General features: G+C 51.1%; 16 protein-coding genes. 7 read left to right on the top strand and 9 right to left on the bottom strand.

Annotated features, from left to right (window positions below):
- Positions 1-87: 87 nt before the first annotated feature.
- The 4 genes from R2083_RS04865 to R2083_RS04850 are packed head-to-tail and all read right to left on the bottom strand — an operon-like array spanning position 88 to position 2,410.
- Positions 88-588: a phage tail protein gene (locus R2083_RS04865; RefSeq protein ID WP_317537731.1), complete on the bottom strand. Its 501-nt coding sequence runs from the start codon at positions 586-588 to the stop codon at positions 88-90.
- Positions 589-635: 47 nt separating this feature from the next.
- Positions 636-1,154, bottom strand: a complete 519-nt coding sequence (locus R2083_RS04860; protein ID WP_317537730.1) for a phage tail protein — start codon at positions 1,152-1,154, stop codon at positions 636-638.
- A gap of 44 nt (positions 1,155-1,198) precedes the next feature.
- Positions 1,199-1,720, bottom strand: coding sequence for a phage tail protein (locus tag R2083_RS04855; protein WP_317537729.1), 522 nt, complete (start codon positions 1,718-1,720; stop codon positions 1,199-1,201).
- A gap of 48 nt (positions 1,721-1,768) precedes the next feature.
- Complete coding sequence (locus tag R2083_RS04850; protein WP_317537728.1) at positions 1,769-2,410, bottom strand: hypothetical protein; 642 nt, start codon at positions 2,408-2,410, stop codon at positions 1,769-1,771.
- 279 nt (positions 2,411-2,689) lie between these two features.
- Here R2083_RS04850 and R2083_RS04845 point away from each other — a divergent pair, with 279 nt between their 5' ends.
- Genes R2083_RS04845 through R2083_RS04835 form a run of 3 tightly spaced genes read left to right on the top strand, consistent with a single transcriptional unit; the run spans position 2,690 to position 5,556 of the window.
- Positions 2,690-3,247 (top strand): NADP oxidoreductase, encoded by a 558-nt coding sequence (locus R2083_RS04845; protein ID WP_317530334.1) that lies wholly within the window; start codon positions 2,690-2,692, stop codon positions 3,245-3,247.
- A 5-nt stretch (positions 3,248-3,252) separates the two neighbouring features.
- The gene (locus tag R2083_RS04840) at positions 3,253-4,728 is read left to right on the top strand and encodes a Ni/Fe hydrogenase subunit alpha (protein ID WP_317537727.1); all 1,476 of its coding nucleotides are present in this window, start codon (positions 3,253-3,255) and stop codon (positions 4,726-4,728) included.
- 54 nt (positions 4,729-4,782) lie between these two features.
- Positions 4,783-5,556 carry a hypothetical protein gene (locus tag R2083_RS04835; protein ID WP_317537726.1) on the top strand — a complete coding sequence of 258 codons (774 nt, stop codon included), beginning with the start codon at positions 4,783-4,785 and terminating at the stop codon, positions 5,554-5,556.
- Positions 5,557-5,669: 113 nt separating this feature from the next.
- On the opposite strand, the gene R2083_RS04830 is transcribed toward R2083_RS04835, so the two are convergent.
- The 3 genes from R2083_RS04830 to R2083_RS04820 are packed head-to-tail and all read right to left on the bottom strand — an operon-like array spanning position 5,670 to position 7,498.
- Entirely contained in the window at positions 5,670-5,870 is a 201-nt protein-coding gene (locus R2083_RS04830) for a DUF2905 domain-containing protein (RefSeq protein WP_317537725.1), read from the bottom strand.
- Positions 5,871-5,902: 32 nt separating this feature from the next.
- On the bottom strand, positions 5,903-6,418 hold the full coding sequence (locus tag R2083_RS04825) for a lipocalin family protein (RefSeq protein ID WP_317537724.1): 516 nt from the start codon (positions 6,416-6,418) through the stop codon (positions 5,903-5,905).
- A gap of 9 nt (positions 6,419-6,427) precedes the next feature.
- On the bottom strand, positions 6,428-7,498 hold the full coding sequence (locus R2083_RS04820; protein WP_317537723.1) for an alkene reductase: 1,071 nt from the start codon (positions 7,496-7,498) through the stop codon (positions 6,428-6,430).
- A 233-nt stretch (positions 7,499-7,731) separates the two neighbouring features.
- On the opposite strand from R2083_RS04820, the gene R2083_RS04815 reads away from it, so the two are divergent.
- On the top strand, positions 7,732-7,950 hold the full coding sequence (locus R2083_RS04815) for a C4-dicarboxylate ABC transporter (protein WP_317537722.1): 219 nt from the start codon (positions 7,732-7,734) through the stop codon (positions 7,948-7,950).
- An 83-nt stretch (positions 7,951-8,033) separates the two neighbouring features.
- Here R2083_RS04815 and R2083_RS04810 read toward each other — a convergent pair whose 3' ends face one another.
- Together R2083_RS04810 and acs are read right to left on the bottom strand one after the other, a co-directional pair.
- Positions 8,034-8,999: an MBL fold metallo-hydrolase gene (locus R2083_RS04810; RefSeq protein WP_317537721.1), complete on the bottom strand. Its 966-nt coding sequence runs from the start codon at positions 8,997-8,999 to the stop codon at positions 8,034-8,036.
- Between the two features lie 43 nt (positions 9,000-9,042).
- On the bottom strand, positions 9,043-11,013 hold the full coding sequence (gene acs, locus R2083_RS04805; RefSeq protein ID WP_317537720.1) for an acetate--CoA ligase: 1,971 nt from the start codon (positions 11,011-11,013) through the stop codon (positions 9,043-9,045).
- A gap of 275 nt (positions 11,014-11,288) precedes the next feature.
- On the opposite strand from acs, the gene rimP reads away from it, so the two are divergent.
- The 3 genes from rimP (at position 11,289) to infB (ending at position 15,955) form a co-directional block, all read left to right on the top strand.
- On the top strand, positions 11,289-11,717 hold the full coding sequence (gene rimP / locus R2083_RS04800) for a ribosome maturation factor RimP (protein ID WP_132426344.1): 429 nt from the start codon (positions 11,289-11,291) through the stop codon (positions 11,715-11,717).
- A 24-nt stretch (positions 11,718-11,741) separates the two neighbouring features.
- Complete coding sequence (nusA, locus tag R2083_RS04795; RefSeq protein ID WP_317537719.1) at positions 11,742-13,214, top strand: transcription termination factor NusA; 1,473 nt, start codon at positions 11,742-11,744, stop codon at positions 13,212-13,214.
- Between the two features lie 86 nt (positions 13,215-13,300).
- Entirely contained in the window at positions 13,301-15,955 is a 2,655-nt protein-coding gene (infB, locus tag R2083_RS04790; protein WP_317537718.1) for a translation initiation factor IF-2, read from the top strand.
- The last annotated feature ends 17 nt before the right edge of the window (positions 15,956-15,972 follow it).

The raw sequence follows: 15,972 nt of genomic DNA, 5'->3' as shown, positions 1-15,972 counted from the left end.
ACGGAAGAAATTTCAGCTCAGGAGCAAACTCTCACATTTCTTCCGTTAAATGCCGGTACCATCGGCTTTACCAATGGTATTGAGTTACTAACTCCGGCTCGGAAAAATACCCTGTAAAGCAATGCAATAATTCACTACGAGGTAGGGTTGCATATTGGGATGCGACCCTCCGCCTGTATTGCCAATCGCCGTGGCCGCCATGGTGGCGCCACCTGTAGTGTTGAACACGACATTACCGTCGGAATCCTGCGCCCAGAATTTTCCCGCCGGACTGGTCTGAGTTCCGGCTACATTGCTGCAGTTTGCCGTATGACTGTGCAGGGGAATTTGGGCGGTTGTAAGCGTCACGCTTTCTTGTCCTCCGCGTTCTCCCTGGGTATGCGCCGGATTCACGTGCATCCCGGCACGGCCGCGAAGATCCGGCAGTGCAAACGTGGTGCGGCCGTCTCCGCCGTACATCGTGCCCAATAACGAAAACAGTGCAGTGTTTTGCACAATCGGCAACAACTGGCCATCGCAACTCGCCCAGCCTTTGGGCGGAAAACCGAATGCAAAGGGCCGAATCTCTCCTAGAAATGCATCGTCCATACTATCCTCTCATGATCTTGTCGAATTCTTGCTGCGAAATACCGGCTTCAACTTCTGGGCGGAAATACGCCTCGCAACGCAATGCAGAAGTTCAGCACCAGATACGGTTGCAGATTATCGTGCGCTTGCCCGCCCCCGGTAGCAGTGATTGTTCCAGCCGCCATCTGCGCCGGTCCGCTATCGCCATATTCCTTGCTGCCGCCCAGATCCTGCGCCCAGAAATTTCCTGCGGGAGCGGGTTTGTTGCCGTTTCCGGCTTGCGCGTTGGCCGGGTGGCTATGCGACGGAATCTGCTGGATTGTCAACGTTTCCGTCGCCGTACCGCCGGATTCACCCAATACTCGTTTAGAAAGACCGCTTCCCTGCCCCGCGCCCATGACGACATTGCCTTGGAAGTTAGGCAGCGCGAAGGTCGATTTACCATCGCCGCCATAGGTTGTACCAAGAATCGAAAATAATGCCGTATTGCTGGCAATGGGCAACAATTGCCCATTACATTGCGCCCAGCCCACCGGCGCGAAATTAAATCCAAACGAGCGGATTTCTCCAATATACGGATCACTCATGCAAAGATCTCCTTTTTTCAACAGTTATCCGGATTGCTGTCATCCTAATCTCTGGAAGGATAAATACCTTCAAGCGCGATGATGTAGTTGATGACCAAATAAGGCTGCACATTGTTATGCGGTTGCCCTCCGCCGGTATTGCCGATCGCCGTAGCGGCCATGGTGCTGCTGCTGGCCGTGCTATAGGCTCCGGTATTGCTGCCGGGATCGGTCGACCAATAGCTGTTGATGGGGCTCGCGCTATTGCCGGTGGTATTGGAACAGACCACTGTATGGTTGTGAGCGGCCAATTGCCCGGCAGTCAAAGTGACTGTTTCACTGCCGCCCAGCTCACCGGTCACCTTGGGACTGAGACCAGGCCCGGTACCTTGATGCAGCGGGATACGGCTGGCAAGACTCGGCAAAGCGAAAGTCGATACGCCGTCACCGCCGTAGGTCGTTCCGATGAGTGAAAACAGCGCATCGTTCTCCGCGATTGAAAGCAACTGTCCCTGGCATAGAGCCCAGCCGACGGGGGCAAAATTGCCAGCAAAAGTCTTGATTTCACCTAAATAGGGATCGGGCATTATTTTCTCCTCGCTCCTGAAAGCACTTCGGTAACAAAATCAACCGTATCAGACTATCTTACGCCGCGCCGCAGCCAATACCGCCGGAACCCCGAGCAGCAGCAGCGTGCTTGTCAGCGGTTCCGGAACGGCGGTGGCGATATCCAGCGTGGAGAAATCCAGCCCGGCGCCGTTAAAGTCTGTCTCACCGAATAAGCCCAATCCCCGACCTGTCAGGGATAACGCAACATTAACGGTACCCGAGGCCAGTCCGGCGAAGGTCGACGACGGCAACGTCAGCGTGTACACATTATCCTCACGGCTAGCGCCGCCGTGCGATTCGAACAGCGTATTGAGCGCGCTGGTCAGATCCACCCCATTGACGGTAAAGGACGCTACTTGATTTCCGGTAGCAGCGGATTCGTGATCATAAATTCCGAGTATCAAGCTGCCACTAAGGATAGTATCCGCGATTGCGCCGTAGGAAAATGTCCAACTGGCTGAGAAGTTTGAACTGGTATCCCCGCCAATAAATAAACCAAATGGCGCGGGTTCTCCGGCTCCGGCAGTCGTAAAAGGAACGATGTTCATTGTCGCGCCGTCGGCAAAATCCTGATCGCCAAGGGTTACGGTCGTGTTTGCAAGCGCAAACTGCGATCCGGCCATCAGTGCAAGTGCTGCAATTGTTTTTGCAGGTAAATATTTTTTCATTGGAAAGTTCTCCTTGGGATATGCGAATGTTTTTTCTTTGTATTGATAAGATTACAGTCATAGTCATCGGCTTTACGACCGAAACGAGACTGATTCCCGTCAGTCAGTTCAGTTACGTTATACTCTTATATCGTAATCCAGATCAAGGGATTTCTGCAGCGGCAATTCATTATATTATTCATGTAAATAACCGTATTCGACCGGCATTTATTGACTGGTAAAACAAAAACGCCATGCATCCGCTGTGTAAGAACTATCGGTCAAGGAATCCGATGAAAAATGACAACTGAACACACGATCAAACGCAAACTCAAAATCGCCACCACGTCGCTGGCCGGTTGCTTTGGTTGTCACATGTCTTTTTTGGATATGGACGAACGCCTCGCCAGTTTGCTCGAACAGGTTGAATTGGATCGTTCGCCGTTCACCGACATCAAGCACTGCGGCCCGTGCGATATCGGCTTGATCGAAGGCGGCGTGTGCAATGCGGAAAATGTGCACGTGCTGCGCGAATTCCGCGCCAGCTGCAAAATTCTGGTGGCGGTCGGCGCTTGTGCGATCAACGGCGGCGTGCCCGCGATGCGCAATTATTTCGATTTGCAGGATTGTTTGCAGGAAGCGTATCTCACGGGTACCGGCATCACCAACCCGCAGATCCCCAATGACATTGAACTGCCGCTGCTGCTCGACAAGGTGTATCCGGTCAGCGAAATCGTGCCCATCGACTACTTTCTGCCTGGCTGCCCGCCATCCGCAGATGCTTTCCTGCAACTGCTGCAACCGTTACTGGCCGGACAAAAACCGGTGATCGCAACATCCCAGCTACATTACGATTAAGCGCTATGGAACCGGACAAACCCGCCTCGTCACCCGCCACCCGCCGCATCGCTATCGACCCGGTCACACGCGTCGAAGGACACGGCAAAATCACTTTGCTGATCGACGATCACAACCACATCGTCGAAGCGCGTTTCCATATCGTCGAATTCCGCGGCTTCGAGAAATTCATCCAGGGCCGTCCGTACTGGGAAGTACCGTTCTTCGTGCAGCGGCTGTGCGGCATTTGCCCGGTCAGCCACCAACTGGCGGCAGGGAAAGCGGTGGATCAAATCGCCGGGGTGCGGCAACTCACACCGGCGGCGACCAAACTGCGCCGTTTGCTACATTTCGGCCAGATGCTGCAATCGCACGCATTGCATTTTTTCCACCTGTCGTCACCCGATTTTCTGTTCGGCTTCGGCAGCGATCCGCGCCAGCGTAATATTGCCGGAGTGCTGGCGCAATATCCGGAAATTGCAATGAAAGGCGTCAAATTGCGCAAATACGGCCAGCAAATCATCGAAGCGATCACCGGCAAACGCATTCACGGCACCGGCACCGTACCCGGCGGCATGAACAAAGCACTGACCCTGTCCGAACGCGATGCGCTGCTCGCCGATATCGATGATATTCTGCAATGGAGCCAGGAAGCGCTGACGCTGAACGAGCAAATCCATACCGCGCACCCGGAACACCGCGATTTCGGCACACTGCGCAGCCACTATCTCAGCATGACCGGCAGCAACGGCGAACTGGAGTTCTACCACGGTGGTTTGCGCGCAAATGCCGCCGACGGCAGCTCGATTTTCGATCAGCTCGATTACTGCAACTATCAACAAATCATCAAAGAGGAAGTGCGTTCGTGGAGTTACCTGAAGTTCCCGTATTTTTCCGCATTGGGAACCGGACAAGGCTGGTACCGCGTCGGCCCGCTCGCGCGCATCAACAATTGCGACCGCATCTCAACGCCGCTGGCCGAAGCGGCGCGCTTGCGCTTTAGAGCCTACGGCAACGGCGGCGCGGTACACGACACGCTGGCATACCACTGGGCACGCATGATCGAACTGCTGCACTGCGCCGAATCGATTCACGCATTGCTGCACGATACCGGCATCACCAGCACAGACCTGATGGCGGATAAAAGCGAACGCCAGCCGCAAGGCATCGGCGTCATCGAAGCCCCGCGCGGCACGTTATTCCATCATTATCAAGTCAACGAGGAAGGTCTGGTCACCCAAGCCAATTTGATCGTCTCGACCACCAGCAACAACCAGGCGATGAACGAATCGGTGCGCGTCGTCGCCAACCAGTATCTCGATGGCCAGGAAATCACCGAAGCGCTGCTGAACCACCTCGAAGTCGCCGTGCGCGCGTACGATCCATGTCTCTCCTGCGCCACGCATGCACTGGGAAAAATGCCGTTGCAGGTGACGTTGCAACATAGAGATGGAAAGATAATTCATCAATTGACGAAGGGGGTGGATGGTGCAGTCCGGTGATAAATAAAAGAAGTACGGATTTTAAAAAGGCTTTTTATATTAAAAACTAAAATCATGAATCAACACATCTCACTCGACCAGGGCCGCTACCTCTTGTTCTTAGATATTCTCGGCTTTAGCCAGCTTGTTGAAACCAAGAGGACTGAAGAAATCTACGCAATCATTGACAACGCTTTAAAAACCTTCAGCCGTTGGGAAAAGCTCAATGGACTTTTCAAGACGATTTACTTCTCCGACACATTTATCTTCTACCAAGAACCTAAGGGTTACGGAAATTGGGCATTTCTCGACGTATACGCTATCGGTGGAATGATCTTATCTGCGCTGTTGGCAGAAGGAATTCCTGCTAGAGGTGCGATTTCTTTCGGAGAATTCGAAGTCAAGTTTGATGCCACAGGTCGCCATCAAGTGTATTTTGGTAAAGCACTGATAGAGGCTTACAAAGCTGAGCAACGCGAAAAGTGGATAGGCATTACAATACTTCCATCAGCATGGCACCCGTACGAAGCTCAGAAACCGGGAATCATTGATGTGCTTGCGAGCGAAAGAGTATGGTCAAAGAGAGATGATGGGGTGCTACTGCTGAACCCCTTCATAAAACTCCTAGACTGGTATTCATCTGCACTCATTGGAGAGGTCAATAAACCGTATTCAAAATGGGATGCCCCAGAGTTTCCAAATGACATTCAAGGGTTCAAATTCATTAGGGATCAAGCTGCGGCCTATGCGGCGAGAAACGATTTCACAAGCGCCGTTGCGATTAAGTACCACACAACAGAGCGCTTTCTCGAAGTATTCTCGGGCAACAGCTTTACCAATGGGGCATAAACGCATCTCTCCCAGGAAACTTCTGAAGTGTGATTGAAAATGCAATCAGTAAAGATCTTTGCACCATTCACAACAAGAGTAGAGGAGTAGTAATGAGGTAGTTCAAATCAATTTCACTTCCGCAACCACCACATAATCAGTGTCAGCACAACAGAAATGACTAACCCTGTCATCAGCGGAAAATGAAAGCTGAAATTCTCGCGTTCGATGTGGATATCGCCGGGCAGGCGGCCGAGCGGCAGCTGCGATAGCCAGGGCCATAGTAGGCCGAGCACCAGCAATAGGATTCCAAGTGTAATCAGAAATTGTTGCATCGCATGAATTCAATCCACATCGCAAATTTGAGTTAGTCCTGTTTTGGAAAAATCAGTTTGTCCGTCGCAAAACCGAGCTCGCCAGCTTTTTGTATAAAACGGTTCAGCACTTCATCGCTCACTGTGGGTGTTCTTGCCAGCAGCCACAAGTACGATTTGTCGTAGCTGGTGACAAAGGTGTATTGATAGTCTTCTTTGTCCAGTTCAAACACGATGTAAGCGCCATAAAATGGGCCGAAGAAGGAAACTTTCAGATAGCCTTCCTGCGGATCACTGACGAAATACGCTTTGCCTTCGGCTTCTTTCCACTTGTTCTCTGCCGTTGAGAAACCCTTGTTGATGACTCTGACGCCGCCATCGTCGCGCAGGGAATATTCCGCCGTCACGTTGTCGAGTCCGCGCTCAAAAGAATGGTCGAGCCGGGCGATTTCGTACCATTTTCCCAGATATTTATTGAGCTCAAAGCCGTCAACCGGCGCAACATTCTGCGGAACCGACAAGCATCCGCTGAGGACAACGCAGAGAAAAATAAGGGATAGCAGTCGCATTTTATGTACTCACGAAGTGGTTAATGCCGGGTAATCGGTATAGCCTTGTGCGTCCCACGTATAAAACGTAGCCGGATTGGGCGGATTGAGCGCTGCGCCGGTTTTGATCCGCGCCGGTAAGTCGGGATTTGCCAGAAAGCTGGTGCCAAAAGCCACAGCATCGACTTTTCCGGCGGCGATATCTTTACTTGCTTCATCGCCGCTGTAACCCATATTACCGATCAGCACACCTTTATAGTACTGGCGGATCGGCGTCATCACATCACCGCTTTGCTGCTGATAGACATCGCCCCGTATCACATGTAAATACGCCAGGTGATAATCGTTGAGGCGGTTAGCGAGCCAGGCGGATAGCCCGGCCGGATCGCTGTCGATCATGCTGTTGTAACTGCTCAGCGGCGAAATACGCAGTCCGACCCGTTCGCTGCCCCATACCGCGCTAACCGCTTCGAGCACTCCCAAGGTCAACCGCGCGCGATTTTCAACCGATCCGCCGTAAGGACCGCCACGCTTGTTCGATCCATCGCGCAAAAACTCATCCAATAGATAACCATTCGCACCATGAATCTCAATGCCGTCAAAACCTGCACTTTTGGCATTCTGCGCAGCTTGTTTGAATCCAGCAACAATGCCGGGCAATTCGTCATCACGCAATTCGCGCGGCACAGCATACGGCTTTTTCCCTTCCGGCGTGCGCACTTCATCGGCGATGGCAATGGCACTCGGCGCAACCGGCTGCGCGCCGCGATTGAGCAATGGATGGCAGGCTCTGCCACCATGCCAGAGTTGCAGAAAAATTCTGCCGCCGGCGGCGTGCACCGCATCGGTCACCAGCCGCCAGCCGGTAATCTGCTGCACGGAATGAATGCCCGGCTCCTTCCAAAATGCCGAGTTGCCCTCGATCACCATCGTCGCTTCGGCAATGATCAAACCGGCGCTTGCCCGTTGCGCGTAATACTCCGCCATCAGCGCATTCGGAAGATGCTCATCCCCAGCACGACAGCGCGTTAGCGGCGCCATGAAAATGCGGTTCGGTACCGTCAGCGCGCCCAGTTTGAGCGGTGAAAACAGCGTATTCATTCACTAAATCTCCCGAAATATTTAATAGGGATCATTTTAGCTTAATTTGGTGAAGTGCATTTTTTACTGGATTTTTATATTTTTTAAAAATAATTTCCTTATCTTTCAGATAGAAAGCCAGCATATGTGAAGTAAATGTGAAATTAGTGTGAACTTTTTGTGAATATTTCTATCCAATTGCCGTAAACGCTTTTTTCAAACAACTTCAATACATTTCAAAAAAGGAAATTCTCATGAAAACAGGTCATATTTTTATTATTTCGGCATTGGTCATCAGCGGCACATTTTTTGGTGTTTTGTCGATGTTTGATTTACCGGAATCAGCAACCGAGTGGGTTATCTCCGACATCATCCTGGGTACGATTCTGTACGTAAACTATTTGGTCATCGCCATGGCAGCAAGTTCGACCAAAACCAAAACCCACTATTCGAGCAAAAAAGTTACCGCGTAAGACTCTCACTCTCCAAAAATGGGGTTAAGGCTCTCCGCCTTAACCCCATTTTTATTTGGCTGGCAAGACCGGTCTTTTCACAATCAGAGCTGCTTGAAACGCTCCGCCGGTTGATCGAGCCAATGAATCAATCCTTGTGCATTCAGACGGATGTCCGAGCGCAGAAGCTCATCAATCGCATCCAGCGGCAACCGGCAACCCTGCTGTGCTAGCCGTTGCAGCAATATTTCCCGTAAAGCTTTTGAAATCACCGCCTGGCGGTCTTCATCATTTTTTGCGCGTTGTGCAATGTCGACATGCGCATCGAGTAACTCATGCAGAGATTGCGCATGGCGCGAAAGATTGCCGATCTGGCTATAGTGGGTCAGATAAGCATGGCGTGGCTGATAGCGCATAATGCGATCAATCGAAGCGTGCGCTGCGGCAGGATCGAATTGCACTGGCGAAGTGGTCGGAAAAACAAATTCCAAACCATTGACGTCGAATTCCCGGTACGAAACACCGAATGTATCGCCGGTGAAAAAAGACTGGCTACGCTCATCGAAGATGCAATTATGGTGGCGCGCATGTCCCGGCGTATCGAGAAACAGTAATGAACGGCCGTTCAGATCGATGCGGCATTCATCCGGTGCTTCAATAATCCGGGCGGCGTCGATCGGATAGATCTCCCCGTACACGCGTTTGAATTCAGCCTCACCATAAACCCCCATGGCACCGGCGACCAGCCGAGCCGGATTCGCCATATGACTCGCGCCGCGCGGATGCACAACCAGTTTGGCATTGGGAAAAAGCCGCATACACTCGCTCGCGCCACCGGCATGATCGAGATGGATATGCGTCAATATCACATAAGCGACATCTTCAACGGCGATGTTCTTGTGTTCGAACGACGCGACGACACCGGGAATGGAAAACGAGGTGCCGGTATCCACCAGCGCGGCCGCGCCTTTTTCGACAATCAAGTGAATCGCCGCGCGTTTGGGGCGGTGAAACTGTGCATCAATGGCACTGATGCCATGTTCATAATCTATAACTAGCGGTAATGACATAGTGTTCCGTTTTTTCTCAAACTTTAAAGGATAATGTTGGATATTATTTGGACGGATATTTCAATTGTTCAAGAATCGCGGGGTTTTCCAGCGTGGAAATATCCTGCGTGATTTCCTCGCCTTTGGCGAGCGTGCGCAATAACCGGCGCATGATTTTTCCCGATCGGGTCTTGGGCAGATTTTCTCCGAAACGGATCTCGTCGGGCTTGGCAATCGGGCCGATCTCCTTCGCCACCCAGTCACGCAAAGTATCCGTAATCCGTGCCACTTCTTCGCCGTGCGGATATTTGCCTTTCAATACGACAAACGCAATCACCGCTTCGCCTTTGATTTCATGCGGCTTGCCAACCACCGCCGCTTCCGCCACCAAAGGATGGGCGACCAAAGCCGATTCAATTTCCATCGTGCCCAAGCGATGCCCGGAAACGTTCAACACATCATCGATACGCCCCATGATCCAGAAATAGCCATCCTTATCGCGGTAAGCGGAATCGCCCGCCAGATAATATTTCCCATGACCGGTATCTTCAGGAAAATAGGCCTTTTTGAAACGCTCCGGATCACCCCACAGTGTGCGGATTTGCGAAGGAAAAGGTTTTTTAATCACCAGAAAACCGCCCTTACCGTTTTCGACCTCGTGACCGGCTTCATCGACAATCGCCGCGAAAATTCCCGGCAACGGAAACGTGCAGGAACCGGGCTTAAGTGCGACCGCACCCGGTGTGGGTGCGATCATATGACAGCCGGTTTCCGTCTGCCACCAGGTATCGACAATGGGACAACGCGACCGCCCTACTTTTTCATAAAACCATATCCAGGCTTCTGGATTGATCGGCTCCCCGACTGAACCCAATAACCGCAACGACGAAAGATCGTATTGCGCAGGCAGATCACCGCCCAATTTGATCAGCGAGCGGATGGCCGTGGGCGCGGTATAAAAGGTTGTCACTTTATGCTTCTGGATGATTTCCCAAAAACGTCCGGCGTGCGGATAGGTGGGAATTCCTTCGAAAATCACTTGCGTCGCGCCCATGGCCAGCGGCCCGTACGTGACATAGCTATGACCGGTGATCCAGCCGACATCGGCGGTACACCAAAAAATATCCGTCGGTTTATAGTCAAAAATCCATTGCATGCTAACGATAGCGCCCAGCAAATAGCCCGCGCTGGAATGCTGCACACCCTTGGGCTTACCGGTCGATCCGGAGGTATACAGCGTAAACAAAGGATGCTCGGCATCAACCCATTCCGGTTCGCATTCGCTACCGGCATTCTGGGTAATCTCATGCCACCAGACATCGCGCGGCGGATTAAACGGAATATCTCCGCCGGTGCGTTGATACACTACAATCAATTGCACCGATGTTATGTCATTCATGCGCATGGCTTCGTCAACGGTCGCCTTAAGCGGGTGATGCTTACCGCCGCGCACTTGCTCGTCGGCGGTAATGACTGCTACTGCACCGGCATCGTGAATGCGCTCGTGCAAACTTTTGGCGGAAAAACCGCCGAATACTACGGAGTGAATCGCGCCGATACGGGCGCAGGCTTGCATGGCAACCACCGCTTCAATGCGCATCGGCATGTAAATGACAACCCGGTCACCTTTCTTGATATCGCGTGCTTTCAATGCATTGGCGAGCTGGCAAACCCGTTGATGGAGATCACGGTAGGTCGACCGTATCACCTCGCCGTCGTCGGACTCAAAAATAATGGCGACCTTATCCGCCTGGGTAGCCAGATGCCGGTCAAGGCAGTTATATGAAACGTTTAACTCACCATCGGCGAACCATTTGTAAAACGGCGCATTACGATCATCCAGTACTTGTGTGAAAGGCTTGTGCCAAAGAATCCGCTCTTCCGCCCGTTTGGCCCAGAAATGCTGGTAATCCTGCTCGGCTTCCGCACACAAAGCTTGATAGGCTTGAAAACTGGATACATTGGCCTGGCTAGAAAATTCATCAGAGGGCGGAAAAATACGGGTTTCATTTAAAACTGATTCAATCGTCGACATGCACTATCTCCGGTATTCATTCGTTCAATACACTGAGACGGAATTGTATCATTGGCTCCAAACACCTTATACCTCTTAATTTGGGACAGGTTAAAAACTCCGCCCCAAAAACAGCATTAAACAGGCTATCCGGAGAATACCGGTAAGGCACTGAAAATCGCTGCAAATATTACCCTTGGCGAAAGTTTATGTTTCCTATTTCACAAATATTTGTTAAAATAAAATCAATAAATTCGATGGGCTTTTTCAGCCCATTTTTTATTTGTGGTGAGGCTATGGTATTAGAGGAATTATTAGAATCGACTCTGCAAGGAATGGGCTACGAGTTGGTTGAAGTGGAACGGCTAGCACACAACAAATTATTAAGAATATTTGTCGATAAAGAGGGCGGTATTAACATTGATGATTGTGTAGCAATCAGCAATCATCTCAGCCGGTTGTTTGCAGTTGAAAACATCGATTATGGCCGCTTGGAAGTGTCATCGCCCGGATTAGACAGGCCGTTGCGGAAAGAAGCGGATTTTATCCGTTTCAAAGGAGAAACGGTCAAACTAAAGCTGCGTATCCCGATTCAGGGGCAACGGAATTTTGTGGGAGTTTTGCGGGAAATAAATAATGGCATAATAAAACTGGAAAGCGAAGGAAAATTGTTTGATCTTGAATTGAGTAACCTTGGAAAAGCGCGTTTGGTTCCAAAATTGTAGGTATATAGATTTGGCTGGAGGACTATGAGCCGCGAAATTTTACTGTTGGTTGATGCATTGGCACGCGAGAAAGCGGTGGAAAAAGAGATTGTTTTCACTGCGCTGGAGCTCGCATTGGCATCCGCTACGAAAAAACGATTTCAAGAGGATATCGAGACTCGGGTTTCTATTGACAGAACCACAGGAGATCACCAATCCTTCCGCCGCTGGCTGGTTGTTGAGGATGGCGCCGTGGAAGATCCTGCGCGCCAGATCTCCTTGAGTGATGCAGCAGAAACCGATGCGGACATTCAGATTGGCAGTTTTCTGGAAAAACCGCTAGAACCCATTGAGTTTGGGCGTATCGGCGCACAAGCCGCAAAACAAGTTATTTTCCAGAAAATACGCGACGCCGAACGTGAGCAAACATTGAATGATTTCCTGGAACGCGGAGATTACTTAATTACCGGCACGATTAAACGCATGGAGCGTGGCAATGCCATTATCGAGTCCGGAAAGATCGAAGCGGAGCTCCCTCGCGACCAGATGATACCGAAGGAAAACTTGCGTGTCGGTGACCGGGTCCGGGCTTATCTGCATAAAGTGGATCGCGCTGCCAGAGGGCCGCAATTAAAGCTCTCGCGTAACTCCCCTGAATTTCTGATGAAATTGTTTGAATTGGAAGTGCCGGAGATTGAAGAAGGTCTGCTGGAAATCAAAGCGGCCGCCCGTGATCCCGGATCACGCGCCAAGATTGCCGTCAAATCGAACGATCAGCGTGTCGACCCGATCGGTACTTGCGTCGGCATGCGCGGCTCCAGAGTTCAAGCGGTCATCAGTGAACTGGCTGGCGAACGCGTTGATATCGTGCTGTGGTCGGACGATCCCGCGACTTTTATCATCAATGCACTGGCGCCCGCGGAAATTAGCAGCATCATGGTCGATGAAGAAAAGCACAGCATGGACATCGTGGTCGATGATGATAATCTGGCGCAGGCCATCGGCCGCGGCGGACAGAATGTGCGCTTAGCTTCCGAGTTGACCGGCTGGGAACTTAACATCATGACGGTGGAAGAATCCCAAGCCAAACATGAGCAAGAATCATCGCAAATCTGCCAGCTCTTCATGCAGAAACTCGATGTCGACGAAGAAATCGCGGAAATTCTTGTGCAGGAAGGCTTTGTTACGCTGGAAGAAGTAGCTTACGTGCCATTGAATGAGATGCTGGAAATCGAATCGTTGGATGAAGAAACCGTCACCGAGATCCGCAATCGTGCGCGTAACGTGCTGCTCACGGATGCCATCGCAAATGAAGAAAAAGTTGAGCATGTCGCGGAAGATTTGCTTGCCATAGAAGGTATGGATATTGATATCGTGCGCGAGCTGGCGGCAAAAGGTATTAATACACAAGCCGATTTAGCCGATCTGGCTGCCGATGATCTGGTTGAGATGACCGGTATTGATATTGAACGTGCAAATCAATTAATTATCAAAGCACGTGAACCATGGTTTACTTGATTTAAACACCCGGTTAGTAATAAATTAACCGGGTTGTTGTTTATTTCGGAAGCCTGCTTGTCGTTTTGTTTGTTGAAGGGTTATAAATGGCTCAAATGAGTGTGGAACAATTTGCTAATGAACTGGGTTTGTTACCGGCAGTCCTGCTGGAACAACTTAAAGCTGCCGGCGTAAAAAAAACGCTGGCGGAAGACAGTTTAACCGAGCAAGATAAAGCGCAGTTACTTGATTATCTAAGAAAAACTCATGGCACCACTGAGACCCGCAGCAAAGTCACGTTAACACGCCGCCAAACTTCCGAAATACGTAAATCTGACAGCACAGGCAGGGCACGGACGATTCAAGTGGAAGTCAGAAAAAGACGCGTACTGACAAAACCGGGCATGCCGGACGAAGTTGAAACTCCCCCAGAGGCCGCTAAGCCCATTGAGGCCGTCAGTCCGCCGAGCAAAGAACCTGTCTCCATCATCGATGCGGAACAACTGGCTCTGCGCAACGAAGAAGCGCGCAAGCAAGCGGAATTGATGGCGCGTCAGGCTGAAGAGATTAAACAGAAAAGAGAGCGCAAGAAAGCCGAGTCTGGCAATAAAACCTTAACAGAACCGGAAAAAGCCACTGAGACTGAAGCAGCCCAAACAGCAATCAAACCGGGACCGGCAACACCCGCAGAAGCAGAAATCAGCAGTCCGTCAACCATCGCCAAGAAAACCGAGACCGAACAATCTGCAGATGGCACTCAGGCCGCTTCGACCGACGGAACGCTGCACAAACCGGCGGTAAAACCGGAAGAAAAAGTCGAGAAAAAGAAGAAACAAGCCAAGCAGCAAGTGGTCTGGAAAGATGAAACCACTAAAAAACGCGGTGTCAAAACCCGCGGCGATCTCACCAACGGTCAACAAGGCTGGCGCACACGCAGAGATAAACATAGCAAACCGGCGCATGCCGAAGAGCAGAATATGCACGCCTTTTCCGCACCGACAGAACCGATCGTGCGCGAAATCATGGTTCCCGAAACCATTTCTGTAGGCGCTCTTGCACAAAAAATGTCGGTAAAAGCCGCCGACGTCATCAAAGTATTGATGAAGATGGGCAGCATGGTGACCATCAATCAAATGCTGGATCAGGATACGGCCATGATTGTCGTCGAAGAAATGGGCCATATCGCCAAATATGCCGAGATTGATAATCCCGAGAATTTTCTTGCCGATCACGAATCCTCCACCGGTGAAGCTGAATTGTTTCCACGGGCGCCCGTGGTCACGGTCATGGGGCACGTCGATCACGGTAAAACTTCTTTATTGGACTATATCCGCCGCACCCGTGTCGCCGGTGGTGAAGCGGGCGGAATCACCCAGCACATCGGCGCTTATCATGTAGAAACCGATCACGGCATGATCACCTTTCTCGATACTCCGGGACATGAAGCCTTTACGGCCATGCGTGCACGCGGCACCAAGATCACGGATATCGTTATTCTCGTCGTCGCTGCGGACGATGGCGTTATGCCGCAAACCATCGAAGCCGTTCACCATGCCAAAGCAGCCAAGATCCCCATCATTGTAGCCGTCAATAAAATCGACAAACCCGAAGCCAATCCCGAACGGATCCGGCACGAACTGGTTACGCACGAAGTAGTCCCGGAAGATTGGGGCGGCGATACCATGTTCGTCGAGGTATCGGCCAAAACAGGTCAAGGCATTGATAGCCTGCTGGAAAGCATATTGCTGCAAGCCGAAGTGCTAGAACTGAAAGCTCCGGTCAAAACCGCTGCAAAAGGCGTTGTGATCGAATCACGGCTGGATAAAGGCCGCGGCCCGGTCGCAACCATTCTGGTGCAATCCGGAACGCTGAATCGCGGCGATGTGATATTGGCTGGCGCGGTTTTTGGCAAAGTGCGCGGCATGAACGACGAAAATGGTAAAGCGATTAAACAGGCGGGAACATCCATTCCGGTTGAAATTCAAGGATTATCCGAGGTGCCAGAAGCCGGTGAAACGGTGCTGGTACTCGATGACGAGCGGAAAGCACGGGAAATCGCACTGTTCCGGCAAGGTAAATACCGTGATGTGAAACTCGCCAAGCAGCAGGCCGCAAAACTTGAGAATGTTTTTGACCAGCAAGAAGATGTCAAAATCCTATCCTTGATCATCAAAGCCGATGTGCAAGGTTCTTGCGAAGCCTTGGCTTACGCGCTGCAAAAAATTTCAACGGACGAAGTCAAGGTCAATATCATCCACAGTGGCGTGGGCGCGATTATCGAGTCCGATGTCAACCTGTCATTGGCATCCAAAGCCGTCATTATTGGCTTTAATGTCCGCGCGGATGCAAGCGCGCGCAAATTGATCGGCTCCAGTGGCGTCGATGTGCGTTACTACAATATTATTTACGAAGCGGTTGATGAAATTAAAGCGGCACTTTCCGGCATGATGTCGCCTGATCGCAAGGAAAGCATCATCGGTCTCGTCGATATCCGTGAAATTTATCGCATTCCTAAAGTGGGTGTGGTTGCCGGATGTTATGTGCTCGATGGCATCGTTAAAAGAAGCTCACTCGTCAGAGTGTTACGCGATGGTCTGGTAATCCACAGCTGCGAACTCGATTCGCTGAAACGCTTCAAAGATGATGCCAAGGAAGTCCGGGAAGGGTTTGAATGCGGTTTATCGCTAAAAAATTTCAATGATATTCAGGTCGGCGACCAACTGGAAATTTATGAAATTGTCGAGACCGCACGGTCTCTGTAATCAGTATTCTGATTCGC

Origin of the sequence: Nitrosomonas sp. Is35, assembly GCF_033063295.1 — a bacterium.
Lineage (GTDB): Bacteria > Pseudomonadota > Gammaproteobacteria > Burkholderiales > Nitrosomonadaceae > Nitrosomonas.
The sequence above is the reverse complement of the archived record's forward strand: the minus strand, read 5'-3'. Positions and strand labels throughout refer to the sequence as shown.

Coding starts and splice junctions, on each gene's coding strand:
- R2083_RS04845 (WP_317530334.1), top strand. CDS start 2,690: ATGACAACTGAACACACGATCAAACGCAAACTCAAAATCGCCACCACG.
- R2083_RS04860 (WP_317537730.1), bottom strand. CDS start 1,154: ATGAGTGATCCGTATATTGGAGAAATCCGCTCGTTTGGATTTAATTTC.
- rimP (WP_132426344.1), top strand. CDS start 11,289: ATGGTATTAGAGGAATTATTAGAATCGACTCTGCAAGGAATGGGCTAC.
- R2083_RS04825 (WP_317537724.1), bottom strand. CDS start 6,418: ATGCGACTGCTATCCCTTATTTTTCTCTGCGTTGTCCTCAGCGGATGC.
- infB (WP_317537718.1), top strand. CDS start 13,301: ATGGCTCAAATGAGTGTGGAACAATTTGCTAATGAACTGGGTTTGTTA.
- R2083_RS04820 (WP_317537723.1), bottom strand. CDS start 7,498: ATGAATACGCTGTTTTCACCGCTCAAACTGGGCGCGCTGACGGTACCG.
- R2083_RS04855 (WP_317537729.1), bottom strand. CDS start 1,720: ATGCCCGATCCCTATTTAGGTGAAATCAAGACTTTTGCTGGCAATTTT.
- nusA (WP_317537719.1), top strand. CDS start 11,742: ATGAGCCGCGAAATTTTACTGTTGGTTGATGCATTGGCACGCGAGAAA.
- R2083_RS04865 (WP_317537731.1), bottom strand. CDS start 588: ATGGACGATGCATTTCTAGGAGAGATTCGGCCCTTTGCATTCGGTTTT.
- R2083_RS04835 (WP_317537726.1), top strand. CDS start 4,783: ATGAATCAACACATCTCACTCGACCAGGGCCGCTACCTCTTGTTCTTA.
- R2083_RS04810 (WP_317537721.1), bottom strand. CDS start 8,999: ATGTCATTACCGCTAGTTATAGATTATGAACATGGCATCAGTGCCATT.
- R2083_RS04815 (WP_317537722.1), top strand. CDS start 7,732: ATGAAAACAGGTCATATTTTTATTATTTCGGCATTGGTCATCAGCGGC.
- R2083_RS04830 (WP_317537725.1), bottom strand. CDS start 5,870: ATGCAACAATTTCTGATTACACTTGGAATCCTATTGCTGGTGCTCGGC.
- R2083_RS04850 (WP_317537728.1), bottom strand. CDS start 2,410: ATGAAAAAATATTTACCTGCAAAAACAATTGCAGCACTTGCACTGATG.
- acs (WP_317537720.1), bottom strand. CDS start 11,013: ATGTCGACGATTGAATCAGTTTTAAATGAAACCCGTATTTTTCCGCCC.
- R2083_RS04840 (WP_317537727.1), top strand. CDS start 3,253: ATGGAACCGGACAAACCCGCCTCGTCACCCGCCACCCGCCGCATCGCT.